Source organism: Bacillus sp. FSL W7-1360 (assembly GCF_038592975.1).
Classification (GTDB): domain Bacteria; phylum Bacillota; class Bacilli; order Bacillales; family Bacillaceae_D; genus Shouchella; species Shouchella lonarensis.
On the sequence record NZ_CP151950.1, the window covers coordinates 226,755 to 252,342 of the forward strand.

General features: G+C 43.6%; 26 protein-coding genes. 18 read left to right on the forward strand and 8 right to left on the reverse strand.

All coding sequences use genetic code 11. The annotated features are described in order from the left end of the window. Positions 1-33: 33 nt before the first annotated feature. From gatC to NSQ26_RS01190, 10 genes are all read left to right on the forward strand, one after another. On the forward strand, positions 34-324 hold the full coding sequence (gene gatC / locus NSQ26_RS01145; protein ID WP_499718859.1) for an Asp-tRNA(Asn)/Glu-tRNA(Gln) amidotransferase subunit GatC: 291 nt from the start codon (positions 34-36) through the stop codon (positions 322-324). Between the two features lie 21 nt (positions 325-345). Next, positions 346-1,797 (forward strand): Asp-tRNA(Asn)/Glu-tRNA(Gln) amidotransferase subunit GatA, encoded by a 1,452-nt coding sequence (gene gatA / locus NSQ26_RS01150; RefSeq protein WP_499718860.1) that lies wholly within the window; start codon positions 346-348, stop codon positions 1,795-1,797. Positions 1,798-1,827: 30 nt separating this feature from the next. After that, a complete protein-coding gene (gene gatB / locus NSQ26_RS01155; RefSeq protein WP_499718861.1) occupies positions 1,828-3,258 on the forward strand; it encodes an Asp-tRNA(Asn)/Glu-tRNA(Gln) amidotransferase subunit GatB in 1,431 nt (476 codons plus the stop codon). 85 nt (positions 3,259-3,343) lie between these two features. Then, entirely contained in the window at positions 3,344-4,252 is a 909-nt protein-coding gene (locus NSQ26_RS01160; protein WP_090776345.1) for a diacylglycerol kinase, read from the forward strand. Positions 4,253-4,314: 62 nt separating this feature from the next. After that, the gene (gene rlmD / locus NSQ26_RS01165) at positions 4,315-5,691 is read left to right on the forward strand and encodes a 23S rRNA (uracil(1939)-C(5))-methyltransferase RlmD (RefSeq protein ID WP_499719951.1); all 1,377 of its coding nucleotides are present in this window, start codon (positions 4,315-4,317) and stop codon (positions 5,689-5,691) included. A gap of 67 nt (positions 5,692-5,758) precedes the next feature. After that, a complete protein-coding gene (locus NSQ26_RS01170) occupies positions 5,759-5,884 on the forward strand; it encodes a hypothetical protein (protein WP_281241417.1) in 126 nt (41 codons plus the stop codon). 743 nt (positions 5,885-6,627) lie between these two features. Next, entirely contained in the window at positions 6,628-7,176 is a 549-nt protein-coding gene (locus tag NSQ26_RS01175; RefSeq protein WP_090776343.1) for a dihydrofolate reductase family protein, read from the forward strand. Positions 7,177-7,198: 22 nt separating this feature from the next. Next, positions 7,199-7,744, forward strand: coding sequence for a DUF2812 domain-containing protein (locus NSQ26_RS01180; RefSeq protein WP_499718862.1), 546 nt, complete (start codon positions 7,199-7,201; stop codon positions 7,742-7,744). Positions 7,745-7,824: 80 nt separating this feature from the next. Next, entirely contained in the window at positions 7,825-8,247 is a 423-nt protein-coding gene (locus NSQ26_RS01185; protein ID WP_090776341.1) for an NUDIX hydrolase, read from the forward strand. A 309-nt stretch (positions 8,248-8,556) separates the two neighbouring features. After that, positions 8,557-8,643, forward strand: coding sequence for a putative holin-like toxin (locus NSQ26_RS01190; RefSeq protein WP_499719953.1), 87 nt, complete (start codon positions 8,557-8,559; stop codon positions 8,641-8,643). Between the two features lie 192 nt (positions 8,644-8,835). On the opposite strand, the gene NSQ26_RS01195 is transcribed toward NSQ26_RS01190, so the two are convergent. Together NSQ26_RS01195 and NSQ26_RS01200 are read right to left on the reverse strand one after the other, a co-directional pair. Next, on the reverse strand, positions 8,836-10,371 hold the full coding sequence (locus tag NSQ26_RS01195) for a multicopper oxidase family protein (protein ID WP_499718863.1): 1,536 nt from the start codon (positions 10,369-10,371) through the stop codon (positions 8,836-8,838). Between the two features lie 90 nt (positions 10,372-10,461). Next, positions 10,462-11,223, reverse strand: coding sequence for a class I SAM-dependent methyltransferase (locus NSQ26_RS01200; protein ID WP_499718864.1), 762 nt, complete (start codon positions 11,221-11,223; stop codon positions 10,462-10,464). 141 nt (positions 11,224-11,364) lie between these two features. On the opposite strand from NSQ26_RS01200, the gene NSQ26_RS01205 reads away from it, so the two are divergent. From NSQ26_RS01205 to NSQ26_RS01235, 7 genes are all read left to right on the forward strand, one after another. Beyond that, positions 11,365-13,143 (forward strand): hypothetical protein, encoded by a 1,779-nt coding sequence (locus NSQ26_RS01205; protein ID WP_499718865.1) that lies wholly within the window; start codon positions 11,365-11,367, stop codon positions 13,141-13,143. Positions 13,144-13,207: 64 nt separating this feature from the next. Next, positions 13,208-13,795, forward strand: a complete 588-nt coding sequence (locus NSQ26_RS01210; protein WP_499718866.1) for a GNAT family N-acetyltransferase — start codon at positions 13,208-13,210, stop codon at positions 13,793-13,795. 54 nt (positions 13,796-13,849) lie between these two features. Continuing rightward, positions 13,850-15,367: a carboxypeptidase M32 gene (locus NSQ26_RS01215; protein ID WP_499718867.1), complete on the forward strand. Its 1,518-nt coding sequence runs from the start codon at positions 13,850-13,852 to the stop codon at positions 15,365-15,367. A gap of 102 nt (positions 15,368-15,469) precedes the next feature. After that, complete coding sequence (locus NSQ26_RS01220; RefSeq protein WP_499718868.1) at positions 15,470-16,267, forward strand: MerR family transcriptional regulator; 798 nt, start codon at positions 15,470-15,472, stop codon at positions 16,265-16,267. Between the two features lie 133 nt (positions 16,268-16,400). After that, positions 16,401-17,399 carry a TraB/GumN family protein gene (locus NSQ26_RS01225; RefSeq protein ID WP_499718869.1) on the forward strand — a complete coding sequence of 333 codons (999 nt, stop codon included), beginning with the start codon at positions 16,401-16,403 and terminating at the stop codon, positions 17,397-17,399. Positions 17,400-17,505: 106 nt separating this feature from the next. Then, positions 17,506-18,048, forward strand: a complete 543-nt coding sequence (locus tag NSQ26_RS01230) for a GNAT family N-acetyltransferase (protein ID WP_090776334.1) — start codon at positions 17,506-17,508, stop codon at positions 18,046-18,048. A 142-nt stretch (positions 18,049-18,190) separates the two neighbouring features. Further along, positions 18,191-19,546: an MATE family efflux transporter gene (locus NSQ26_RS01235; RefSeq protein WP_499718870.1), complete on the forward strand. Its 1,356-nt coding sequence runs from the start codon at positions 18,191-18,193 to the stop codon at positions 19,544-19,546. Between the two features lie 10 nt (positions 19,547-19,556). Here the strand turns inward: NSQ26_RS01235 and proC are convergent, their stop codons facing one another. The 6 genes from proC to NSQ26_RS01265 all read right to left on the reverse strand — a co-directional run bounded on the left by proC (position 19,557) and on the right by NSQ26_RS01265 (position 25,044). Continuing rightward, the gene (gene proC, locus NSQ26_RS01240; protein WP_499718871.1) at positions 19,557-20,357 is read right to left on the reverse strand and encodes a pyrroline-5-carboxylate reductase; all 801 of its coding nucleotides are present in this window, start codon (positions 20,355-20,357) and stop codon (positions 19,557-19,559) included. A gap of 105 nt (positions 20,358-20,462) precedes the next feature. Further along, entirely contained in the window at positions 20,463-21,269 is an 807-nt protein-coding gene (phnE, locus tag NSQ26_RS01245) for a phosphonate ABC transporter, permease protein PhnE (protein WP_499718872.1), read from the reverse strand. After that, the gene (phnE, locus tag NSQ26_RS01250; RefSeq protein WP_499718873.1) at positions 21,266-22,054 is read right to left on the reverse strand and encodes a phosphonate ABC transporter, permease protein PhnE; all 789 of its coding nucleotides are present in this window, start codon (positions 22,052-22,054) and stop codon (positions 21,266-21,268) included. Before phnE (NSQ26_RS01250) ends, phnE (NSQ26_RS01245) begins: the two co-directional genes overlap by 4 nt. Beyond that, entirely contained in the window at positions 22,023-22,823 is an 801-nt protein-coding gene (phnC, locus tag NSQ26_RS01255) for a phosphonate ABC transporter ATP-binding protein (protein WP_499718874.1), read from the reverse strand. The genes phnE (NSQ26_RS01250) and phnC overlap by 32 nt, the downstream gene beginning before the upstream one ends. A gap of 127 nt (positions 22,824-22,950) precedes the next feature. Next, complete coding sequence (locus NSQ26_RS01260; RefSeq protein WP_499718875.1) at positions 22,951-23,877, reverse strand: phosphate/phosphite/phosphonate ABC transporter substrate-binding protein; 927 nt, start codon at positions 23,875-23,877, stop codon at positions 22,951-22,953. Positions 23,878-24,111: 234 nt separating this feature from the next. Continuing rightward, positions 24,112-25,044, reverse strand: a complete 933-nt coding sequence (locus tag NSQ26_RS01265) for a manganese-dependent inorganic pyrophosphatase (RefSeq protein WP_499718876.1) — start codon at positions 25,042-25,044, stop codon at positions 24,112-24,114. A gap of 156 nt (positions 25,045-25,200) precedes the next feature. On the opposite strand from NSQ26_RS01265, the gene NSQ26_RS01270 reads away from it, so the two are divergent. Continuing rightward, on the forward strand, positions 25,201-25,560 hold the full coding sequence (locus tag NSQ26_RS01270) for an NIPSNAP family protein (protein ID WP_499719954.1): 360 nt from the start codon (positions 25,201-25,203) through the stop codon (positions 25,558-25,560). Positions 25,561-25,588: the final 28 nt, after the last annotated feature.

Consider the following 25,588-nt stretch of genomic DNA (forward strand, 5'->3'; position numbering starts at 1 on the left):
TTGTCAACAGTTTTGAAGTAAGGAGTGGGACGATTGTCAACAATTTCTAAAGAACAAGTGAAGCATGTGGCACACTTGGCTCGTTTAGCCATGAGCGAAGAGGAAGTTACACGTTTCCAAGGGCAGCTTGAGAAAATCATTACATTTGCAGAACAATTAAATGAAGTCAACGCGGACGGTGTAAAACCAATGACACATGCGTTTGAATCACGTAATGTGCTACGCGAGGATACGCCTGAAAAAGGATTACCGGTTGAAGACGTATTAAAGAATGCACCTGACCATGAGGCGGGACAAATTCGGGTGCCTTCTGTATTTTCATAAACAGGAGAGAGGGGGTTTAGCATGTCATTATTTGATCATTCATTGAGAGAATTGCAACAAAAATTAACTGCGAAAGAGATTTCCGTTACAGACTTAGTCGATACGTCTTATCGACGTATTGCAGAAGTTGATGATAAAGTGTCAGCGTTTTTAACACTGGACGAAGCGCGCGCGCGTGCAGCGGCAAAACAGTTGGACGATGCGATTGCCACTGATAAAAGCATGCTTTTCGGTTTGCCGATTGGTATTAAAGATAATATTGTAACGAAAGATTTAAAAACAACATGTGCAAGTAAAATTCTTGATGGTTTTGAGCCGATTTATGATGCGACGGTGATGCATAAACTTGACGATGCGCAAGCGATCACGATTGGAAAGTTAAATATGGATGAATTTGCGATGGGTTCGTCCAATGAAACGTCGGCATTTGGCGTGACGAAAAACCCGTGGAACACAGCGTATGTTCCAGGTGGTTCAAGTGGTGGTTCAGCGGCAGCGGTTGCGGCTGGGGAAGTGCTATGTAGTTTAGGGTCTGATACAGGGGGTTCGATTCGTCAGCCCGCTTCTTATTGCGGGGTCGTTGGGTTAAAACCTACATATGGACGGGTATCGCGTTTTGGTTTGGTCGCATTTGCATCATCACTAGACCAAATTGGCCCATTAACGAGAACCGTTGCTGATAATGCCCATGTACTAGAGGTGATTTCCGGTCATTGTACAGCTGACGCTACCTCGGCAAATGTAACAGTTCCTGCTTTTAGTGAAGCATTGACTGGAGATGTTCGCGGCTTACGAATTGCGGTCCCAACGGAATATATGGGTGAAGGTGTCGATGATGCAGTAAAGCAATCGGTACGCGATGCTTTAAAGGTATTAGAAGGACTCGGAGCGATTGTGGAAGAAGTATCACTCCCGCATTCGAAGTATGCACTGGCGACGTATTATTTAATTGCTTCTTCAGAGGCGTCTTCAAACTTGGCTCGTTTCGATGGTGTACGCTACGGTTATCGTACAGAAAACGCGGAGGATTTACTCGACATGTATTTGAAAACACGGGCAGAAGGTTTCGGCGAAGAAGTGAAGCGGCGCTTAATGCTCGGGACATTTGCACTTAGTACCGGTTTTTACGATGCCTATTATAAAAAGGCCCAACAAGTGAGAGCACTTATTAAACAAGATTTCGATGAAGTTTTCTCTCGTTTTGATGTTATTATTGGCCCAACAACGCCGACGCCGGCATTCCGTATTGGCGAGAAGATAGATGATCCTCTTACGATGTATGCTAATGACTTACTGACGATTCCGGTGAACTTAGCGGGTGTACCGGCGATTTCTGTACCATGTGGTTTTCAAGCGGGGTTACCACTTGGATTACAAATCATCGGGAAACATTTTGACGAAGAAACGATTTATCGCGTCGCTGATGCGTATGAACAAGCGACAGGGTTTACGAAAGAAAAGCCGGCGCTATAAAACAGATGAAACGGTAAGGAGGGAATCGGCATGAAGTTTGAAACTGTGATCGGCTTAGAAGTGCATGTGGAGTTAAAAACAGAAGCAAAAATATTTTCGGCAAGCCCAAACCATTTTGGGGCTGCACCGAACACGAATACAAGTGTGATTGATTTAGGCTATCCAGGGGTATTACCAGTATTAAACAAAAAAGCGGTTGACTATGCGATGAAAGCAGCAATGGCACTCAATTGCCAAATTGCGACGGACACAAAATTTGACCGTAAAAACTACTTCTATCCAGATAATCCAAAGGCATATCAAATTTCTCAATTTGACAAACCGATTGGTGAACATGGATGGATTGAAATTGAAGTTGAAGGCGTTAAAAAACGAATCGGCGTGACCCGGGTGCATTTAGAAGAGGACGCGGGGAAGATGACACACGGCGCCGACGGTTACTCGCTCGTTGATTACAATCGCCAAGGGACACCACTTATCGAAATTGTGTCAGAGCCAGATATTCGTACTCCTGCTGAGGCTTATGCCTATTTAGAGAAGCTAAAGGCGATTATCCAATATACAAGTGTATCTGATTGTAAAATGGAAGAAGGTTCACTTCGTTGCGACGCAAACTTGTCTCTCCGTCCAGTTGGACAAGAAGCGTTTGGGACAAAAACAGAACTAAAGAACTTGAACTCTTTTAACTTTGTACGTAAAGGGTTAGAATATGAGGAGAGACGCCAAGCGGAAGTGCTCCGTGCAGGCGGTGTCATTCATCAAGAAACACGGCGTTATGATGAAGCGAAGCAACAAACCATTTTAATGCGTGTCAAAGAAGGATCGGACGACTATCGTTATTTCCCGGAGCCAGATTTGGTACCACTTCACATCGACGATGCATGGAAAGACCGTGTCCGCGCCCAGATCCCAGAACTTCCGGATGAAAGAAAGGCACGTTATGTCTCAGAACTAGGACTATCTCAGTACGATGCGCACGTACTAACACTGACAAAAGAGATGTCGGATTTCTTTGAGGAAGCCACTGGCTATGGTGCAGATGCGAAGCTTGTAGCGAATTGGCTTATGAGTGATATTCTTGCTTATATGAACGCTAAGCAAATTGATCTTGGCGACACTGCGTTAACACCAATTGGGCTGTCAAGGATGATCAAGCTCATTTCTGCAGGAACAATCTCATCAAAAATTGCCAAGGAAGTCATGAAAGAACTCCTCGAACATGGCGGCGATCCTGAACAAATCGTCAAAGAGAAAGGCCTTGTGCAAATCTCTGATGAAGGCGAGTTACGACAAATCATCGGAAAGATTTTAGATGAGAATGAGCAATCGATCATTGATTACCGTGGTGGGAAAGACCGCGCCCTGAAATACCTTGTCGGTCAAACGATGAAAGCAACGAAAGGGAAAGCCAACCCACCAATGGTCAATAAGTTGTTGCTTGAAGAAATAGCGAAGCGATAAAAATGTTTTAAAGGAGCGGGCAACGGTTGAAACAGAGGAAAAGATGTTTCAACCTCCTGCACCTTTAATAAAGTAGGGATGAACAATGAAACGAGCAAGAGTCATCTATAACCCAACTGCGGGGCGTGAGCAGCTACGCAAAAACCTTGCCTATATTTTAGAACGACTTGAACGAGCGGGATATGAAGCTTCTGCGCACGCAACCACACCAAAAGAAGGCTGTGCCAAGGAAGCAGCACGTCTAGCTGGAGAACGTGGATTTGACGTTGTCATTGCGGCAGGTGGAGATGGGACAATTTTTGAGGTCGTGAATGGATTAGCAACATTACCGGAACGCCCGATGCTCGGGATTATTCCCGCCGGCACGACAAATGACTTTGCACGCGCATTGACAATTGCTAAGGACATTGAAAAAGCATGCGATGTGCTATGTGAAGGGTATTATGAACCAATTGATATTGGCGCGATTAATGATAAATTTTTTATTAACATTGCCGCAGCAGGTTCATTAACTGAGCTGACCTATGAAGTACCAAGTAAAATGAAGACGATGGTCGGGCAACTTGCTTATTACTTGAAAGGGATTGAGAAGCTCCCGCAAATTAAGCCAACGTCTGTGCGTATTACGTATGATAACCATGTATTTGAAGGTGAGATTATGACATTGCTCATTGCAAATACAAATTCTATTGGTGGGTTTGAAAAGCTATGTCCAGGAGCATCTTTGCAAGATGGTTTGTTTGACCTGCTCATTGTGCAGAAAACGACATTTCCAGAATTTTTGCATGTAGCATCATTAGCGATGCGCGGGGATCATCTTTCGCACCCTAAATTGTTACATATACAGGCAAAGCAAGTGACGGTTGAAGTGTTGCAAGGTGCCGAAATGCAACTCAACTTAGATGGTGAACGCGGTGGTGTGTTGCCTGCTAAATTTACAAATTTGCATCATCATTTCCAAATGTTGATGCCAAGAGTAAGAACGCGGAAATAAACAGACACTGGTGTGAAAAAGCCAGTGTTTTTGTATGACTTGAAGACGAGGCGGTATGAATGATGAAAAAAGCAAAGCCCCCAGTGCAGAAGAATGAAACATTGACGGTGACCATAGAAGATTTGACGCATGATGGTGCGGGTGTCGCAAAAGTGGATGGCTACGCGCTCTTTGTTCCAAACGCATTACCAGGTGAATTGGTAGATATTAAAGTGGTGAAGGCAAACAAAGGCTATGGATTCGCACGTTTACTGCAGATAAATGAGGAAAGTTCAGCGCGTGTAAAGCCGCCATGCCCGATTTTTGACCGCTGTGGGGGTTGCCAAATTCAGCATCTGGCTCAACATGCACAGCGTTCTTACAAACAAAAACAAGTCAAAGATGTACTTGCACGTATTGCAAACCAGCCAGACGTACCCGTGGAGACGACAATTGGGATGGATGAACCGTGGAACTATCGCAATAAAGCACAAGTCCCTGTTGCCAGTCAACATGGAAAGTTTGTTGCTGGTTTTTATGCGAAGAGAAGTCATACCATTGTTGATATGGATACGTGCCCGATCCAAGAAGAAGCAAATGACCACGCGGTGCAAGTGGTAAAAAGGCTCGCCAAACAGTACGGGATCACACCATACAATGAGGACAAGCACAGTGGTTGTTTACGACATATTGTGACCCGTGTTGGGAAGGTTACCGGACAAGTCATGGTTGTCCTCGTAACAAAAGATAAGAAACTTCCTCATCAAGCGGCGCTCATCCGGGAAATCCGTGAACATGTTGCTGGAGTTGTTTCGGTTGTACATAATATGAATGCTGCCCGCACGAATGTCATTTTCGGAGAAGAGACGCACATTTTGTGGGGAGAAAGCCACTTGCATGATGAGCTACTTGGCATTCGCTTTGCCATTTCAGCGCGCTCCTTTTACCAAGTGAATCACGCGCAAACAGAGCGACTTTACCGGCAGGCGCTCGCGTATGCCGAATTAACCGGAACAGAGACAGTCATTGATGCGTATTGCGGAATTGGCACATTGACGCTATGCTTAGCGAAACAAGCCAAGCATGTGTACGGCGTGGAAATCGTTCCTGAAGCGATCACCGATGCGAAGTATAATGCGAAAATGAATCATATTGAGAACGTCGACTTTGTTGTCGGCGAAGCAGAGAAAGTGATGCCGTGGTGGTATGCACAAGGCATTCGTCCAGACGTCATCGTGGTCGATCCACCACGAAAAGGGTGTGATGAGGCGTTGTTGCAAGCAATGGTGGCGATGAAACCGAAGCGGATCGTCTATGTATCGTGTAATCCGGGCACGCTTGCGCGGGATATAAAATTGTTGTCAGAAGAAGGTGGGTACAAGGTAGATGTCGTGCAACCTGTTGATATGTTCCCGCAGACGACGCATGTGGAGTGTGTGGCGAAGTTGACGCTTATGTAGACGGGGAATTTAGGAGGCTAAATATAAACATTGGAATTGAGTCAGGCTGTAAACTAGGGGGATAAAGATGATTGTTGTAGAGTTTTTGTTAAGTTTATCGATCACTTTTTTTATTGTGGTGTTATGCAAAGGTATCTTGGATGAGATACTCGGATCGGTAAAACAGTTAAAAGCCTCATCATGGGAGCAATAACAATCGCTCTCATCATCAATTTCCCGTTATTTTTAGCAAGATTTTTAGCAGAAACGTTTTTGTGATAAGTTCTTTGACCTCGTTCCACCACATACGGGGTCTTTTTTATATTCTAAAAGTCTGCCAGAATCCACAACGCAAAAACGCCAAGCAGAATGCTTGACGCAATAAAAAAGGATGGGTAGGTCTCAGACTAAACATAACATTAATATGTGTTATGTACGTTCAAAATATTTTTACCGGTTCATTAAACGTGTTACAATTAACTCGTAATAGCATAGGTGACGCAAATGTGGGCAGCACTCCCTTGAGAGGGGGTGATTGGATGACCGTCTTTCAAACGCTGATGCTAGTAGCCATGTCTTGTGGTGTATTAGTCTCGTTAATGTTGTTAGTCGTGTCAATCGTTACTCTTAGTAAAAAAGAGTAAACCCGCTGAGCGTGCCAGCTTAGACACGGATTTACTCCCTGACAGGCTGTCCCTTTTGTTGGGAACCTTGCTATTGCAGACCGTGGGTGTTACGAGCACTCGCGGTCTTCTTCATTCTATGCTTTGTTAAGGCTCATTATACATGTGGGGTGAACAAGGTGTCAAATGAAGGGACCATGACGTAAACTGACATTCTGGTATCCCTCTTACAACCTGAAGTGAAATTGCATTTACATGGTATGCGTTCCCCCACAATAAACAGGATAGCTGTGTTATAATTTGTGCATATAGCGTGTAATGGGGGTGACGTCAAATGTCTCGTAAGGTCATTTTGTATATTGCGACAAGTGTAGATGGATTTATTGCGGATAAAGAAGGGGAGATTGATTGGCTTACGCAATATGGCGATCAAGAAGCTGTAAGCGCTGACGACTCTTATGTCAATCTTTATCATCGCATTGATACGGTACTGATGGGGCGTAAAACGTATGATCAGGTGGTCGACGAATTAATGCCTGAGCTGGGTGCTGATTATTTTTATGCCGACAAGACGAACTATGTCATGACCAGTCGGACTGCAGAGCCACGAGAGAATGTACGCTTCGTCAAAGAAGACGTGGTGCGTTTTGTGGAAGGTTTGAAGTCTGAAGTAGGGAAGGATATTTGGCTAATTGGTGGAAGTTCTTTAGTCAATCCTTTAAATGAAGCCGGATTAATTGATGAATACCAAATAACGTTGATCCCAGTATTGTTAGGAGAAGGCATGCCCCTTTTTACAAATGGTACTGCTCAAACTAATTTGAAGTCTGAAAAGGTGTATGAGCGTGGTGGATTGGTTTACTTAACCTACACAAGAGTATAGATAAACGAGAGGAGAAATGAACTTGATAGGAAAGACGCGTTATTTCATGGATATAGAAAAAGAAGAAGCATGGTTAAATAAGATGCGTGAAGCAGGATATCAATTTGTGGATAGAGGTTGGTTTACCTATTATTTTAAAAAAGTTGAAACCATAGATTCGAAAACAATAAAAATTGACTATAAAAAATGTCGTGATGAACAAGCATTGTCTACATACCTTCAACCTTTTCAAGAGGAAGGATGGAAGCGTGTTTGTGGCAAAAGTGACATCCATTATTTTGAAAAAGACGATCCTGCAGCTTCTGAAGCCATTTTTTCAAGTAAAGAGCAGATTGTGAAGGGATATAAAAAGCTAACGATGCTATGGAGTATTTTTGCCATCTTATTCGTTAGTTGGACTGTAATCTTATTATCAACAGGAATGATACCGGACATATCTAATCCAAAAGCATTTTTCTACACGCCTGGTTTGTGGGATGCAGAAGGTGAAGCGTTTCTAAGTGCTTTTTGGTTTGAATTTCATTTGCGTTTGGTAGGATGCTTGGGTCGTATTTCGTTATTTCCATAGGCTTGTTATATGTCTTCTTGACCGTAAAAACATACAGGATATATAAGAGAATGTTGGCTGGCAGCGTCCGAGTACAGTAGATGAAGGTATTCGGAGAACAGCGTCCAGACCTAAATTACCGAAAAAGGCAAGGTGTCTATGCTGTTGTAATTGATGCAGAGACAAAGAAATGTATGACCGTGCAAACAGAGCGTGGCCACTTTTTACCCGGGGGCGGCATTGAAGCGGGAGAGTCACTACAAGACTGCTTAAAAAGGGAAATGCTTGAAGAAACAGGTTATGAAGTTGAAGCAGGTACTTTTATTGGAAAAGCACAGCAGTATTTTCTATCACCGCAAAATGAGCCTTTGTTAAGTGAAGCTTCTTTTTACGCAGTAAAGTTGCTAGATAAGGTGCAGGAACCGACTGAAGTCGACCATACTGTGACGTGGATTGACTTGGATTATTTAGAGGGATATTTGTATCACGCGCACCATGAGTGGGCGGTGAGAAAGGCGGTGTGATAGCCGTCTGCTTTGCCTGAAACTGGAAATACTCGCTCGTGATATGTAAGTGTTTGCAAACCGTGGTTTTTGGTTGGAGTGATTGTCGTTTTTCCTGGATAAACGTGACCACAAATACATCGTTAAGGTAGGTAGCAGGAGATGGAAAAATATTTGTTTACGAGATTCAAAAGAAAAAACCAAACATATGCAAGATTTATCAAAAATATGTTATCAGAACGTATGTTGTGCTATAATAAAAAATACGATAGGGTACAGGACGTTCATTGAGTGATAGCACTTTCGTTAGAGAGGGGGTGGTATTGCGGTATGACCGTCTTTCAAACACTTGTCGTTCTGATCTCGTTTGCTAGTTTGATCGTGTCTGTTGTCACTTTGGCACAAAACAAAGAGTAACCCATTTGTAAGCTGTGGCGGCTTTGTCAATGGGTTACGCTTGTTCTTTAGGCTGTCCTCTTTGTAACAGTCCTGCTATCGTAGACCGTTGGTGCTGCACACACCAGTGGTCTTTTTGTATACACCTAGTTTTCTTTATTATACGCTTTATATAAAACGCGAATCAAGGGGATCGTATGTTCTTTGTTCTGCTCACTTTATCACGACAAATGGACGCATCATTTCATAGTCTTCGTGCTCTAGCATGTGACAATGCCAGACGTAAAGGCCAATATACGGGATAAAATGCATGATGACACGCGTTACTTCCCCGGGGTCGGTGCGTACAGTGTCTTTCCAGCCGCATTCTTCTCGTTCTGGTGGTCGGGGAGGACCTGTATAGTGGAGTGTGCCGTCTTTTTCATAGGCAGTGATGTCGAATGGACGGCGATCGAGAATGAGAAAGTCAATTAAATGTACATGCATCGCATGACTGTTATCTGTGAGATTAATAAATGACCATATTTCCGTTGTACCAAGTTGTGGAGTTTCAGTGATCGCATCATCCCAGTGCGATTTGTTGAGTAACATAATTGGCCGTCCATATTCATCAGTCAAATGATCAAGTGTCAAGTAGCGTTCTTTGGCAGCTGTTGTTGGATTCAATGGTTTGATTGGCCGTAATTTCTGTGGGATCATGCTCGTGTCTGGAGCGGAAAGTGGTTGTGTGACATGAAAGGCCATGACGATGCCGGTGGTAGTGGGATCCGGTGTTGGACCTCCAGGGTAAGGGGCAGGAGCCTCGTTTTTTAAGGTGATGTGTGCTTGTTCCATGCCGGTGAAGTCAATGATGACTTCGACGCGTTCGGCTGGAGCTAAAGTGATTTTCTGTAGGCAGACGGGTGCTGGTGTCAATGCGCCGTCGGTGGCAATGAGATAAAATGGTTGCCCTAAATCGAGCGAGAGTGTATAAAAGCGGGAGTTGGCAGCGTTTAAGAAGCGGAAGCGATATTTTCGTGGTTCCACCTGCATGTAAGGCCACACTTTCCCGTTAACAACATTCGTATCACCGAAAAACTCTCCAACAATCGATGTTGTCAGCTCTGGAACGGGCTTTTCTCGTTGATGTGGGTAATAGAGGGAACCATCCGTGTTAAAAGATTTATCTTGAATGACAAGTGGGATATCAAAAGGTCCTGATGGGAGCGGGAGTTTGTGTTCCAACTGATCGTGAATGAGATAAAATCCAGCAAGCCCTGCATATACATTTAACCGCGTAATGCCAATCGCATGATCATGATACCAGAGCGTACAAGCGGGCATGTCGTTTTCGTAGTGATATACTTTTCGTTCGAACAATGGACCAACTTCCATAAAACCACTTGTAAACCATGCGTCTGGATACCCATCGCTATGTGGCTTCACGCGCGCGCCGTGCAGGTGGGTGACCGTTCGTACTTCTGGTACATCTTTGTGTGCACCATGAACGGTGAAGTCAACCGGGAGGAAGTGTTTTTTTGGTAAATGATTGGCCCACTTCACATACACTTGTTCACCACGTTCAACCTCAATCGTCGGTCCTAAGTACATGCCGTGATAGCCCCACACAGTCGCTGGTGGCAAGTCACGATGAAACGTGTGTTTACACTCAATCATCGGCATATCATAGTGGGTGCCGTGTTTACTTTTTCTAATCGGCTGTATACGCGGGAGCGTAGGGCATTCATCGGTAAATGGGGTAAGGGGCATGGGAAGTTCACCTCTTTTTCAACAGATGTTCTTAAAAGAAACATATGAATAATTGGCGAGATGTAGACGGAGAGGGGGGAATTCCTTCTCCTAACGGTTTAATTTTGCCAGTACGGCTAAAAAGGTCATTGCCTCGTGCAAAGGAACACTCGGGTGCCATTTGGAATGGATGTAGTCAAATTTTCCGCCAGGTTCGCAATCTTTAAGCTGTAAAGTTGTTTCGTCTAGTAAAAGAGCCAAGTCGGCTGGTGAATAACAGCGTAACGTTTGTTTCACAGCATTATTTTCTTCATCTACGTGCGTCCATGTATCAATCATGCAGCACGTGACTGCATCAAACGTGTACTGTCTTTTAATCTCTCCAAACTGCATTGTTTGCCCGTGCGCTTGTGCCCAGTACCATGGCGTGTATATGTCAATAAGCGCAGTCCCTTGATCAGTGAGCCAGTTGTCAATGCGTGAGAGGAGGTGCTGTTGGTCTTTGTCACTGCCAATACCAAAACCGTCCCAATAACAAACAGCGTCGTAACGATCAGGTAAATCGACATTATAAAAGCTTCCTGTAACAAACTGAATCTGACTGCGGACATGATGTTCGCTCGCTAGCTGTTTTGCCTGGGTAATGAGTTCTGGAACGATGTCGATCATTGTGACGCGGTAGCCACGTTTTGCTGCGGCAACGGCAAATTGGCCATTCCCGCCACCGAGTTCTAAAATATGTGTAGCTGTAGGGATCAATCGGGCTATGATGTCAACTCGTTCTTGATGGAGAAGATGAATTTCGTTATTTAACGTGGAATCCGCACGGGACCATTCCAGTTGTTGTTTGTAAAATGTTTTTGTCCAGTCCATTGTACTTCGCTCCTTTATGGTAGCATCTTCCCCCATCATAGCATTTGTCCCCAATAATATGAAACTTTTTGCGGCTGTATTGCGTAAAAAAGAAGAGAGAACTGTAGAGATTCATAGAGACCAGAAAGAAAGAGTGATCATATGTTATTTGCTTGGATTGCGCTCATGGCGCTATCGTGTTTAAGTTTAAACCCACAGTCGTGGGTGCGAGGGTTAAGGCGGAGACCAAAACCGTGGTTTCTTTTACAAGCTGGGCGTTACGTCATTGGTTTTGTCATCGGCATCGTCGTTATTTATTTTGGTTTAATTGATTTATCGTTTACTGGATTACTGAGCACGTTTGGTGTTGTTGTGGCGATCAACCTCATTGTAACGGGATTGTTGGAATCAGTTCAAACCATTGGTACGGGAAAAAGAGTACGATACACGTTTAAACTTGCCAAAGTTCAAATGGCGACAGGGGCATTATTGTTGCTTGTTTTGTTAGGGCTGAAATTGATTTATCCGCTCATGGTCACAAAAGAGTTGGCAACGGTCGGTCAGATTGAGCGTAGCGATGAAAAAATCGCGTCCGTCGCAGAGGAAGCGGTGCGGGTAGTTCCACATCAGTCTGCCCGCTACAAGTCGGAGATTGCTTTTGGTAATATTGAAAACTATTCTTTCTATGAACTCGGCGAGTCGAATATCCAAAAAATTGACGACGAATTATATTGGGTTTCGCCGATTGAGTATGCGAATGTATGGCGTTGGTTCCGTGCCGATCATGCGCCGGGTTATATTATGGTAAGCGCCGAAGACCCGAATGCAGAAGCGCGTCTTGTCGATGGGTATGAGATGAAATATGTACCAAGCGCATTTTTCCATGAAAACTTAGAGCGCCACGTACGTCAGGCATATGGCGATGTCGTTTTAATTGGCTATTCATTTGAACCAGATGATGAGGGGCGTCCGTACTATGCGTACTCGTATGCACGCTACGAGCACTATCGCGCTGTCCCGAAAGCAGAAGGAGTCATTTTGGTCGATGCAGAGACTGGGGAGATGGAACAATATGCACTTGGCGAGCAACCTGATTTCGTTGATCGCGCGATTGCGCCAACGTTAGCACTTGATTATGCGTATTGGTACGGGATGTATAGTAATGGACTATTCAATGCATGGTTCGCCAAAGAAGGGGTGCATGAGCCGACAAGCAAGGACGATATGCTTGGTGTGCTCGGTCCTGAACAAGAGATGTACTGGATGATTGACCATATGCGGCCAAATCAAGAGTCGAACACGATGGTCGGTTTTACGATGGTGAATGCCCGTACAGGTGAAGCGACGTATTACACGGGCATGTCTGGCATGTTAAACGGACGCGGTGCGCGAGAAGTTGTGAATAAATCTTTCCAAAAAGAGCAATGGTCCGGCACGCAGCCAGTTCTGTATTCGGTGTACGGCCATTACACGTGGGTCGTTCCTGTTGTTGATAAAAATGGGCTGTTGCGGGAAATAGCGATGGTGCATGCGGAAACGGGCAATATTTCTTCAGCGCCGTCACGTAAAGAAGTATTCTTAAACTACGGGCAAATGCTTGCCAATGATTTAGGCGTCGATGACTATTTGCCTACAGATGTACTTGAAACAAAGACGGTCTCGGGGAAGGTTTATCGTACGAGTATCGGCGCGAATGAAAAATATGTCCGTGTGCTCATTGAAGGAGAAAGTACCGTGCTTGAATTTGATATCGCGAAACACAGTGATGCGGTGTTTATTCAGCCAAATGATGAGCTAGAAGCAGAAGTGAGCGATACAGAAGAAAACATTTTACGTGTCGAGTCGTTTACAAATAAGACGATGGAAAAAGAGTTTGGTGCAGTTGAAGATTTTGAGTTGAACGATGTGAGTGAGGAAGAGGAGAGCGAGACAGAAGAGTAAGCGTGATACGTGCGAAGTCAGCAGTACAATGGCTGCCGGCTTCGTGCCAGATAGGAGAGAAAAGATGAACATTCGTGCGTATGAACGAACAGACGAAAAAGGTTGGGTCCGCTGCCGTGTGCTTTCATTTTTAGACACAGCTTATTATGACAATGTGTTGCGTGAAAAAGAAGCGTACAAAAATCCAGCAATTGAACTTGTGGCTGAAATAGATGGACAAATTGTTGGTTTGATTGATATCGAGCTTGATACAGCACCAGAGAAAGTATGTTCAAAAGCAGGACAAGCTGGTGGGATGATTTGGCATATTGCCGTCCACCCTGATTTTCAACGTCAAGCCATTGGCACAAAGCTATTACAAGCAGCCGAAGATGCAGCAAAGGCGCGCGGTGTGGCGTATGTTGAAGCGTGGACGCGAGATGATGATTGGGTGCGTATGTGGTATGAAAAACATGCATTTACAAAGGTAGATTCATATTTACATGTATATATGGATGGAAAAAAAGAGTTTGATCAAGCGAAACTTGTAAGTGATGATGCCGACATGTTTCCCATGACAGCATTTGCTCACTACGTTGGTTCAGAGAAAGAACAGATGAAAGAAAAATTTGCCCGTGTGCATGAGTGTATTTGTTTTCAGAAGTCATTGTAAGGCGTATAATGGTTCCAAAGAACAAGAGAGGCATCATAGCCGAGGGGGATACAGATGGCAACCACAGTTAAGAAAACGGAACAAGACTTTTTAGCGTTTGTGAAGAGAATCGAGGATTACGAACAAGCGGTGAGTTTGTTGGCTTGGGACGCACGGACAGGAATGCCGAAAAAAGGTGTTTCGCAGCGGGCAGAAGTGTACGGAACATTGTCAACAGCAGTCTTCGAAATGGCGACGTCAAAAGAAATGGGCACATATTTGGAAGTGTTAACAGAGAAAAATGTGCAAGCAGAGTTGTCAGCACTGACACCAAAAGTCGTTCAAAAATGCCAGGAAAAATATGATCGCTACATCAATATCCCACAAGATGAGTATCAAGCGTATATGACGCTACAAGGTCAATCGGAGGCGGTGTGGCAAGAAGCAAAGCAAAAAGCAGACTTTGAGCTGTTTCGTCCAAACGTTGAGAAGATGATTGATTTCCAGAAGCGTTTTGCAAATTACTACGACCCGAAAGCACATGTGTATCATACACTGCTTGATGTGTACGAGCCAGGCGTCTTCACTGATACCCTAGATAAAGTATTTGCCGAATTACGTGAAGCACTTGTGCCACTCGTGCAGGCGGTCACAACGTCAGCTGTACAACCAAACATCGATCGTTTATTGCAACCATTTCCGAAAGAAAAACAGCGCGCCTTAAGTAAAGCGATGTTACGCGAGATCGGTTATGATTTTGATGCTGGACGATTGGACGAAGCAGCGCATCCATTTGCCATTGGCTTAAACCCGAATGATGTACGAGTGACAACGAGATATAACGAGCATGATTTCCGCACGGCTTTATTTGGAACGATCCATGAAGGTGGTCATGCGTTGTATGAACAAAATGTTTCAAAAGACCTCCTTGGCACGCCACTCTGCCAAGGTACATCAATGGGGATTCATGAGTCACAGTCATTGTTATGGGAGAAATTTATTGGAAAAAGTAAGCCTTTTTGGGAGCGAAATTATGAGTTATTAAAGAAACATGCGGCCGGAAAATTTGATCAAATGTCTTTAGACGAATTTTACTTTGCTGTAAACAAAGCCGAACCCTCTCTTATCCGAGTAGAAGCGGATGAATTAACGTATCCATTGCATGTCATTTTGCGCTATGAACTTGAAAAAGGGCTCTTTGCAGGTGAAATCGCAGTGAAAGATTTGCCTGGCTTATGGAATGAGAAAATGGCCGAGTATTTAGGGATACGTCCAGCCCATGATGGTGAAGGCGTATTACAAGATACGCACTGGGCTTTTGGCTTATTTGGCTATTTCCCGTCTTACGCTTTAGGCTACATTTACGCAGCGCAACTAAAAGAAGCGCTTGTAAAAGACGTACCAAACTTAGACGAGACGATTGCAGCCGGGAACTATGCGCCGATCCATGAATGGTTACGAACGAATGTCCATCAATACGGTGCAGCGAAAAAGCCGGTTGATATCATTCGCGATGTGACTGGAGGCGGGATTGACCCAACGCCATTAATTCGGTATTTGGATGAAAAGTATCGGCGGTTGTATCAAGTGTAAGCTATTTTGCTTTTTTGTGAGGAAATTTTAAAATACCCCTTGCGCCCTCCGTTACGTCATCAGCTATGATAAGATTAACGTTGAACGAAAGGGGGTGGAAAAATGCAGGAAATGACTTATACGATCAGTGAATTTGCTCGGCAAACAGGTATTACAGTGAGGACACTGCGCTTTTATGAAGAAGTAGAGTTATTAGTACCAAAAACCTTTAACGATGCTGGCCACCGGTTATATGGCATCGAGGAGTTGAAAAAGCTCCAGCAAATCCAGTCGCTTAAATTTGTTGGCTATACGTTACAAGACATTCAAAAGCTTTTACGAGAGTCGATGCTTTCTCATGAGTCATTTGAAGAATCACTTTCTATGCAGCATAAGTTATTGGCAGAAAAACGAGATGAAATAGATCGAGCAATTGATGCGATTGAAACGATCCAGACGCTTTTACAACAAGAACATGAGTTAGATTGGACGCTTATTATCTCATTCCTTCACGGTGTGCAAAGGGAAGAAGAGAGTAAGGAATGGATGAAAGAACATTTTTCAGAAGACATGGTCAATCGAATGTATCGTCTTTCTAAAGAAGAAAGACGTACCTTCAATATTGCATGTGGACGATCAATTATAAAAATTAGAGCATTTGTGAAAAACAATGTCTTACCGCAGTCTGAAGAAGCCAAAACTGTGGCCCGTGAAATGATGTCCCTCACACGCGAGGTTTTAGATGATGTGGACGAATTTTTCGAAGTGATGCGAGAAAATGGGGACGAAATTACGAAGAGTATGGACCAGTTTCGCTTCCCAGAAATCTTCACCGAAGAAGAAGATCGTTTTTTAGATAAGGTCTTTGAGGTGTTGGGAGAAGAGATGGATGACAGTGAATCTGAAGATAAGGCGCCGTAGGTGGGATTTGGCGTAAGTGTGAGTTTGTCATGTAGGGTCTCTATTTATGTCGGAAATCCCTTGCCGTTCCGGTACGGTGTAAAATAGAATGGAAATAAAAATAAGAGAGATAGTATCTCAGGAGGATAAACAAATGAAGAAAAAGTTATTAGCAAGCGCAGTTCTTGTGTGTGCGCTTACCTTAGGTGCTTGTTCATCAGACACAGCAAAAGAAGATAAGAAAGACACAGCGCCTGAGGAGAAAACAGAAGCAAAATCGGAAGATAAGAAAGAAGCAGCATCAACAGATAAAGAAGCATCGTCAAAAGGTATCCTCTACAAAGTGGAAAAAGGTGGTAACACGGTTCATTTGTTTGGTTCGATTCATGTAGGGAGTGAAGATATTTATCCGCTCCATGAAAATGTTGAACGTGCTTTTGATGAGGCAGATCATTTGGCGGTGGAAATTGATCTTACGGCGCTAGATGAAACGGAGATGATGACTATTATGATTGAATCTGGAATCTATCAAGATGGTCGCTCATTAAGTGATGCTGTAGAGGAAGATACATTTCAAGATGTGGTCGATATTTTCGCAGCATATGGGATGGACGAATCGGATGTCGAGACGTTCAAACCTTGGTTTGCTTCCTATATGATTAACCCATTTATGTTTCAGAAAGCAGGATATTCTGCTGAAGAGGGCATAGACCTTTATTTTCTTAACCGGGCAGGGGAAGAAAATCTCAATATTATTGATTTGGAGAAACCAGAAGACCAAATGAGCGTCCTTAGTGACATTTTGTCTGAAGATAGTCAAGCGGCATCACTAGAAGATACAGTGAATGAATATCATAATGGTGGAGAAAAACTTCGTAATCTAATGGATATTTGGCAAGCTGGGGATATCGAAGCATTTTCTAAACTACGATCTGAGTTCATGAATGAAATGGACAGTGAAGATTATCAAGCGTTTGCAAAAGCATTCACTGATGACCGTGACGAAGAGATGACCAACAAAATCGAAGAATTTCTTTCAGCAGACAAGGACGAAACGTATTTTGTCGTTGTCGGAGCGATGCACCTTGCTGGAGAAAATAGCATTGTTGATTTGTTAAAAGATCGTGGATACGACGTGCAAGAAGGTATTTAATAAGGAAATATTTTAATCGTGCTGTACAAAAGCACCTCATGAAAACATATCAATGTTTCAGTGGGGTGCTTGTATTTTAGTCTCATAAGAGAAAGGACACAAAAAAATGAATTCATTAACATTTACTCATTTAAAAAAGGAAGACATAGTGGAATTAATTTACTTTTATACAGAAAACGCATGGCCATTTCACGGAGGTGCACCGCTACTTCCTGAAGAAATCCGGACAAGATTAGATACAGGGTGGTACGAGGACGACCGGGAAACATTTTGGATAGAGGAGAATGGCAAAAAAATTGGCTTAGTGATCATTGCGGATGTGTCTGATACGATGCCGCTTTTGTATGATGTTCGTTTAGTGGACGACGTACGTGGTAAAGGGTACGGGAAAAAGTGTGTGGCGTGGGTGACGAATTATGTGTTTTCCCAGTCAAAAAAGAGAGTGAGAATGGAAGCGTACACGGAAGTAAGAAATTATGCGATGCGAAAGTCTCTGCACGATTGTCTGTTTGAAAAAGAAGGCTATTTGCGACAATCATGGGAGAAGGAGAATGACCGATTAGTAGACGCGACTCTTTATGCGATTATTAGAACAGATTGGGAACGCGGGGAGAGAACATCGGTTAAAAAAGAGGAAATCCCATTTTAACAGAGCAGTTGCAATAACAAATAATTCTCCCTTCATAAAAACATCCTCTACTAGCCTTTCCGCCTTTTTTCTGATACAATTTCTGTCATCAGGGGAATAATACACGGTATATCATGATACGTACCGTTTAGGAGATGAAAGAATGACGAAGGCGGAAGAGCGAAATCCGTTGGATCACGAGTCTGTTGGGAAAATTTTTGTCCGCTATTTAGTGCCTTCCTTAGTGGGAATGCTCTTGATAGCGGTCAATTTGGTTGTAGATGGCATTATGGTAGGTAATAAGCTCGGCCCGGTGGCGCTAGCTGGGGTTAACATTGCTGGGCCGGTATACACCGTTTTTGTTGCAATGTCGCTTTGGCTTGGTATTGGTGGTGCGACGTTATATTCGCAACGCATGGGACAGAAGAAGAAAGAAGAAGCACGGTTTATTTTTACCCATTCACTGACATTAATTGTTCTCTGCACGGTCGCAGTTGGTTTGACCGCACTACTCTTGCATGAGCCGCTTGTTTATGCACTTGGCGCAAATGCTGATACGGCACCGTTTGCGTCTGCATATATGAAGGTGTTTCTTATGTTTGGTTTTGTCTTTACGTTAGAGAATGCGTTTAGTATCTTTGTGCGGAATGATGGGAATCCGAATTTGGCGATGGCGGCACTTGTCACAACGGCCTTGTCGAATGTCGCGATTAATTATGTATTACTGTTTGTGTTTGAACTCGGTGTTCGTGAGGCAGCACTTGGAACAATTGTAGCGGCAACGTTAGGCTTATGCGTGTTGTCTGGACATTTCTTTACGAAGCGAAGTAACTTAAAGTGGGTGAAGTTCCGTGTCGACCGTGCACTGATTAAAAAGACATTGACGTTCGGGTTCCCGAGCTTTTTAGCGGAGGTGGGCATTTCTGCGTTTACGATTGCTCACAATATTATGTTTGCCAGACTTGCGGGTACAGTTGGCGTTGCGGCATTTTCTGTTGTCAATTATGTTCACGCGGTGATGTTACTGATGTTTCTTGGGATGGGCTCTGCGGTCCAGCCAATTATTAGTTATTTTCATGGGGCAAAAGAAGAAGGCAAAAAACAAGCAATGGTGCGGATTGCCGTCCGTACAGCATTTTTTGCAGGAGTCGTTTGCTTTTTAATTGGTCAATTTGCGGCGAAACCGATCGTAGGGTTATTCGGTGATTTCCCAGTGGAAGTAAAAGAGTTGGCTGTTGTCGGCATTCGTTTGTTCTTCACTGCTTACATCGTGATGGGGGTCAATTTTGTCATGATGACGTATTTCCAGTCAATTGGTCAAGTGGGCATGGCAACGTGGATTACTGCAGCGCGAGAATTTATTTTCATGCTCGCTTTCTTACTGACAGTACCATTTTTCTTAGGTGTGCATACAATTTGGTTATCAATTCCATTTGCAGAGATCACCGTCGTTGTGGCACTCATTGTTTACTTGAAACGTCATGGGTTATATTTTGGAAAAAACGGGCGCCTCATTTGAGGATGCCCGTTTAATTTTTTCGTGCTTTTGCATGTGCGTTTACTGCTTCAACCGCTTTTGTGAGCATGTCGCCAAACTGGTGATCTGCAAGGGATTGTAATCCCGCTGCTGTCGCACCACCTGGTGTTGTGACGGCATCGCGCAATGCGACAGGATCGTTTGTTTTTTCAAGTAAGTTTGCTGATCCATGAAGCATCGCGACAACGAGTTTGCGTGCTTGCGTAGGAGAAATGCCATAAGAAGTGGCGGCATTTTCAAGTTGGAGAACAAACTCATACACAAATGCTGGCGCGCTACCAGTGATGGCAGTCAAATTGTGGATCGCTTCCTCCGGTAGTTCTTCGTATGTTCCGATGGCGGCAAGAATATTTTCGGTTAGCGTTTTTTGTGACGCGTTTACGTGCTTGCCAAAAGTATACAAGCTCATAGAAGCACCAATTTCAGCTGCTGTGTTAGGCATGATCCATGCGGTAGCGGTTCCCTCGGGGAGGTGGTTTTCAAGGATACTCGGTCCAATGCCGGCAGCGATGGTGATAATGATTTGATTTCGAATGAGCGGCGATAGCGTTCGTAGTTGCTCAGGTTGGGTGGAAGGTGGGGTTGCTAAGATAATCGCATCGACCTCGTCTACGACATCTGTCCAGTTAGTTATAGGCTGAACGTCATACCGCTCAGCTAAATGAGCGAGATGTGTTTTGTTTGTGTTGTTGCTAATATAAATTGTTTTAAAAAGGCGCTTTGGTTGCGCGAGTAGACGAGAAAACATCGCTTCTGCCATCCGACCAGCACCGATAAAAAGAATACGAGACATTGCTGTTCCTCCTGTATTGAATAATCATTACAATGAGCATAGCATAGGCGCGGCATATTGAAAAGGATCGGCTTTCTCCTAAGAGAACCGATCCACATTTGGTGATTATACGACGCGTTTGCGGAGTGCGCTTGAGGCGAGATCAATGAGTAAGACGAAAATGACCAAGCCGATTAAAATGATAGACACGCGATCCCAATTGCGCATCTGGATGGCAGTAAGTAATGGATAACCAATGCCTCCAGCACCAATTAGTCCAAGTGTGGCTGCAGAACGCATGTTGATTTCAAAGCGATATAATGTTGCAGAAATAAATCCTGGTAACACTTCAGGGACGACCGCGAACCATAACACTTGCAGTTTGTTTGCCCCAGCGGAAATGAGTGCTTCACTTGGTCCTCTATCAATTGCTTCGATTTCTTCCGCATAAAGCTTGCCAAGCATCCCGACGGCACTTACACCAAGTGCAAGCATGCCAGCGTAAGCATTTGGTCCAACAACTGCAATAAATATTAGCGCCATAACAATGTCTGGAAATGTACGGAGGAAGCTCAAAACAGACTTCCCTGAACCAGAGATAACGCGCATCATACTGACATTACGTGCTGCCCAAAAACCGATTGGGAAAGCAATAAGAACGGAGAGAGATACACCGACAATGGCAATAGCGGCAGTTTCTAACAACTTACTAATTAAATCGTCGTTGCTGCCAGGTTGATACACATAGCTCCAATCAGGATCAAGGAAACCACTTCCAATGGCTTTCACCATATTCGTCGCGTTGGCCGATATGCCGTTATAGTCAATGCCTGAAAACCCCCATATATAAAGAAGGGATAGTGCAAGAACGACAAGTGCAGTTTTAAAGCGCTGTTTCTTGGGTTTTTGAATCTTACTTCTTAGATCACTCATAGCAGTCGCTCCCTGATTTTTAAGCTAATGTAATCAATCATCATAACAACGATAAACGTATATAAAATGAGTGACATCATCTGGTCATAACTGAAAGAATTACGAGCATCATCATACAATATACCAATACCTCCAGCGCCAACAAGTCCTAGAATAGCTGCCGCTCGTATATTAATTTCAAAAGTATATAACACATAGGAGACGAATTGTGGTAACACTTGAGGTACCACACCAAAGACAATCCATTGGATTTTATTTGCGCCTACTGCAGTCATTGATTGTAGGGGACCAGGGTCGATATTTTCTACTGCTTCAAAGGATAATTTTGCTATGATCCCAATGGAAAAGATACTAAGTGCAACAATACCTGCCATGGTGTTAAATCCTAAAATGGCAGCAAAAATCGCAGCTAGTAATAGGTCAGGAATTGTTCGTAATGTATTTAGAAAAATACGTGCAGGTTGGTAAATCCATGAAGAACCAGCGACAGTTCGAGCGCAGAGCAATAATATAGGAATTGATAGAATTGCGCCGAATGTTGTCCCGATCAATGCCATACGAATTGTATCAAGCATGGGTCCAGTTGCCCGTGAGAAAAGTGACCAATCAGGTGGAAACATTTGTCCTAATACTAAGGACATTTTTGCACCATCTTTGAAAAGAGTGATTGGATTTGCCCCGATATAGTAAGCGCTAGAGATGATTACAGCAGCAATGAGCAAAAGCGTTACATAAAGTTTTGTGCGTGACGGCTTATTGATCTGTAGATTGTTTAATTGCTTCATCAAGATCCTCCCCTAAAAGCTCATCTTCCTGAATTGGACGACCGTAAATTTCAGCAAACTTCTCATCTGTCGCTTCTGACACAGGTCCGTCAAAAACGACTTGGCCAGCGCGTAAACCGATAATGCGGGTTGCGTACTCACGGGCAAGATCGATAAAGTGTAAGTTCACAATCGTTGTAATTTTATCTTCTTGGTTGATGCGCTTCAAATCATCCATTACTTGTTTCGTTGTTAATGGATCAAGAGAGGCAGTCGGTTCATCTGCCAAAATAACACTCGGTTCTTGCGCGAGTGCACGGGCGATGGCGACACGTTGCTGCTGACCACCGGAAAGCTCACTTGCACGGGTGTATGCTTTTTCAAGAATATTGACGCGTTCTAAGGCACGTAACGCGAGTTCGACGTCTTCTTTCGGAAACAAGTTTAAGATCGTTCGCAATGTACCGTGATAGCCAACGCGACCAGATAGTACATTACGTAAAACAGAGGAGCGTTTGACGAGGTTGAAGCTTTGAAAAATCATTGCCACACGTTGACGGATTTTACGAAGTTTCTTTCCTTGTGCAGCGGTAATAGATTCACCAGCAATTGAAATTGTGCCAGCGGAGATTTCATTTAGACGATTGATCGAGCGAAGCAACGTAGACTTTCCAGCACCTGATAAGCCGACGATGACGACAAATTCGCCTTGTTCAATCGTTAAGTTAATGTCTTGTAATCCTTTTGTTCCATTCGGGTATGTTTTTGATACATTTTTAATTTCTATCATATGTGCCCCAACTTTCTAAGTGAAATAAGCGTGTCATCTAGTTATGTAGAGAAAGCACGTGCCCATAGTGAGCGAGCCCGAACGATGATCGTGGGCTCGCATGTATATGGGACTAATGCAGTGTACATTAATTTTGTTGAATGCGCTCAGCGTATTCGCGAACAATGTTGAAGTTAGCGTCCTTAGAACGTGTATAGCCCTGGTGGGTGTATACTGCGTCAATGATTTTTTTGCCTTCTTCATCTTGTCCGATCGCTATAAAAGCTTCAGCAATTTTGTCTTTCCATTTCTCTGACATATCAGAGCGAACAGAGATGGTATCATTTGGAATGTTTTTTGTCGTCGCAATGACACGTGTCTCTTCAAATACAGTTGGATAATCGTCTTTTAAGAGGTTACGTGCGTCTTGGAAAGTTGCAGCTGCCTCAACCTCACCATTTAACAGGCTGAGGAGTGCGGAGTCGTGTCCGGGAATAACGACCGCATTAACGTCTGTTCGCGGATCGACCTTTGCATCAAGCATGGATGCAGCAGGCCATACATAACCACCAGCAGAAGAAGAATTTTGGAAGGCAATTGTTTTGCCTTTTAAGTCTTCAATTGTTTCAATATCAGAGTCTGCTTGAACGACGATTTGTGCTTTATATGAATCTACAAGTTCATCTGTAGGTGAGCCATCTTCCGGATTGACACCAAAACGTTGCGATTGTAAAATGACTTCGGCATAACCTTGTTTCTTTGCTTCTACGTATGCATTCGGTGGTAAAAAGCCTACATCGATTTGCTTTGCACCGAGAGCGGTGGTGACAGCAGTGTAATCAGTTGACATACCTACTTCTACAGGGATTCCAAGTTCTTTTTCTAGCAAATCCTCAAGAGGTTTTGCTGTGGCTTCAAGGGTTTCTGCATTTTGTGATGGAACAAACTGAACTCTCAGTTTTTCTTCTGGTTCAAAGCCATCTGTGCCCTCATTGTCAGTTCCTCCGCAAGCTGCAAGCATCAATGCTGCAAAAGCTGCGAAAGAGGCACCTAATAGTTTTTTCTTCAACGTCAAATCCCCCTATGGTTATGTAGTAGGAGAGTTGTCTCCCTCGATTATTGTAGAATTGTGTGTAAACGCTGTCAAGTATTGTTTTGAAGGGATTTGTTGCCACTTCGCCAAATTAAAGTAGTATGCGCTTTCATAACAGGCTTTTTTCTTGTTTTCCGATAAAATGTAAATTTCATGTAAAGCGATATTGACATAGAGAAGGTGTCGGAATATAGACTCGCCGACACCTGTGTATATTTACATTTGCGAAAGAACGCTTGTAAGGGGTGGAACGACTTGTTTTTTACGAGAGACAACACCCTGAAGTCGCGCGGTATGATTCGTCAACTTTTGTTCAAACGCTTGTTCAAACGCAGCAGTTTGTTTACCGAGGACAAGCGCAACCGAGTCATTTTCTAAAATGTCGGTAATGACGAAGACAAATAAATCGAGGTGCTTTGCCGTGATAAGTTTGTTTATCTCGTCTTCGAGTTCCATTTGGCGGGTGAGCACATCGTTTGGATCTACGGTGTTGACTTGCGCAATTTCTGTTTTGAAGTCACCCATTGTAAAGATTTTTGCGTCCAAAGTAAGTAACTGTTGAACAGACTTCGTCGAGACATCTGCACCAGCCTTCAGCATATCTAAACCGTAGCTATCAGCGTCGACACCCGCAATCGTCGCTAATTCTCGTGCCGCTTGCACGTCTTGTTCAGTGCACGTCGGTGACTTGAACAAAAGGGAGTCGGAAATGATCGCGGATAACATGAGCCCGGCAATCTCTTTTGGAATCGTTAATTGATTTTCCTCATAAATCTTTTTAATAATAGTGGCGGTGCAGCCAACTGGTTCAATTCGGCAATAGATGGGTCCCGCTGTTTCGAAGTTAGCGATGCGGTGGTGGTCAATTACTTCTGTCACAACGACATCAGAAATATCATCAGCACTTTGTTGTTGTTCATTATGGTCAACTAAAATGACCTCATTTGTATGCGAGGCTACTTTGTCAATGAGACGTGGTGCTTCTACTTGAAAATAGTTGAGGGCAAACGTTGTTTCACCATTCATTTCGCCAAGGCGAACTGCTTCGACATGTGCCCCTAGTTGTGTTTTAAGGTCAGCATAAGCAATTGCTGAGCAGATTGTATCAGTGTCTGGATTTTTATGGCCGAAAATAAGTGTTTTAGACATTTGGTAATGCTCCTTTTCAAATGCTTTTTAGATTAAGTAATACTGTCGCTTCCTATCGTACCATGTTTACACCTACTTTTTGAAGGGGGAAGTGCGTTTTTTGATATCAATGGGTAGTTATTGTGTTACAGTGAGTAAAAATTGGAGGTGATCATGATGTTCTATCGAAGAAAATACTATGTTGTGAAGAATGAGTTCGTTTCGTCATTCAATCACTTCTTTTTAACCACAAATTTACCGACGCAACAGAAATATGGTGCTAAACTTGTTGGCCGTTGGATGAAAAGAATGTGTGACGAAAATACAGAGATATTTGCGATTTGGGAATATGAAAGTGATAAAGTGTATGAGGAGATTGAAAGGAAAGTGAGGAGTGACAAAGCTCACGTGGCACGTGTACAAGCATGGTACGACTTGCACGGGGGGAGAGAGCGGTTGTTTAAAAGGTATATTATCGAGATGAAGAATGAGCGTTTAGAAACGACACTCGAACCTAAAATGAACGCAAATGAATAAGAAAGAGCTGTATGCACGTTCCCGTGCA

Coding starts and splice junctions, on each gene's coding strand:
- gatA (WP_499718860.1), top strand. CDS start 346: ATGTCATTATTTGATCATTCATTGAGAGAATTGCAACAAAAATTAACT.
- gatB (WP_499718861.1), top strand. CDS start 1,828: ATGAAGTTTGAAACTGTGATCGGCTTAGAAGTGCATGTGGAGTTAAAA.
- NSQ26_RS01160 (WP_090776345.1), top strand. CDS start 3,344: ATGAAACGAGCAAGAGTCATCTATAACCCAACTGCGGGGCGTGAGCAG.
- rlmD (WP_499719951.1), top strand. CDS start 4,315: ATGAAAAAAGCAAAGCCCCCAGTGCAGAAGAATGAAACATTGACGGTG.
- NSQ26_RS01170 (WP_281241417.1), top strand. CDS start 5,759: ATGATTGTTGTAGAGTTTTTGTTAAGTTTATCGATCACTTTTTTTATT.
- NSQ26_RS01175 (WP_090776343.1), top strand. CDS start 6,628: ATGTCTCGTAAGGTCATTTTGTATATTGCGACAAGTGTAGATGGATTT.
- NSQ26_RS01185 (WP_090776341.1), top strand. CDS start 7,825: ATGAAGGTATTCGGAGAACAGCGTCCAGACCTAAATTACCGAAAAAGG.
- NSQ26_RS01190 (WP_499719953.1), top strand. CDS start 8,557: ATGACCGTCTTTCAAACACTTGTCGTTCTGATCTCGTTTGCTAGTTTG.
- NSQ26_RS01195 (WP_499718863.1), bottom strand. CDS start 10,371: ATGCCCCTTACCCCATTTACCGATGAATGCCCTACGCTCCCGCGTATA.
- NSQ26_RS01200 (WP_499718864.1), bottom strand. CDS start 11,223: ATGGACTGGACAAAAACATTTTACAAACAACAACTGGAATGGTCCCGT.
- NSQ26_RS01205 (WP_499718865.1), top strand. CDS start 11,365: ATGTTATTTGCTTGGATTGCGCTCATGGCGCTATCGTGTTTAAGTTTA.
- NSQ26_RS01210 (WP_499718866.1), top strand. CDS start 13,208: ATGAACATTCGTGCGTATGAACGAACAGACGAAAAAGGTTGGGTCCGC.
- NSQ26_RS01215 (WP_499718867.1), top strand. CDS start 13,850: ATGGCAACCACAGTTAAGAAAACGGAACAAGACTTTTTAGCGTTTGTG.
- NSQ26_RS01220 (WP_499718868.1), top strand. CDS start 15,470: ATGCAGGAAATGACTTATACGATCAGTGAATTTGCTCGGCAAACAGGT.
- NSQ26_RS01225 (WP_499718869.1), top strand. CDS start 16,401: ATGAAGAAAAAGTTATTAGCAAGCGCAGTTCTTGTGTGTGCGCTTACC.
- NSQ26_RS01230 (WP_090776334.1), top strand. CDS start 17,506: ATGAATTCATTAACATTTACTCATTTAAAAAAGGAAGACATAGTGGAA.
- NSQ26_RS01235 (WP_499718870.1), top strand. CDS start 18,191: ATGACGAAGGCGGAAGAGCGAAATCCGTTGGATCACGAGTCTGTTGGG.
- proC (WP_499718871.1), bottom strand. CDS start 20,357: ATGTCTCGTATTCTTTTTATCGGTGCTGGTCGGATGGCAGAAGCGATG.
- phnE (WP_499718872.1), bottom strand. CDS start 21,269: ATGAGTGATCTAAGAAGTAAGATTCAAAAACCCAAGAAACAGCGCTTT.
- phnE (WP_499718873.1), bottom strand. CDS start 22,054: ATGAAGCAATTAAACAATCTACAGATCAATAAGCCGTCACGCACAAAA.
- phnC (WP_499718874.1), bottom strand. CDS start 22,823: ATGATAGAAATTAAAAATGTATCAAAAACATACCCGAATGGAACAAAA.
- NSQ26_RS01265 (WP_499718876.1), bottom strand. CDS start 25,044: ATGTCTAAAACACTTATTTTCGGCCATAAAAATCCAGACACTGATACA.
- NSQ26_RS01270 (WP_499719954.1), top strand. CDS start 25,201: ATGTTCTATCGAAGAAAATACTATGTTGTGAAGAATGAGTTCGTTTCG.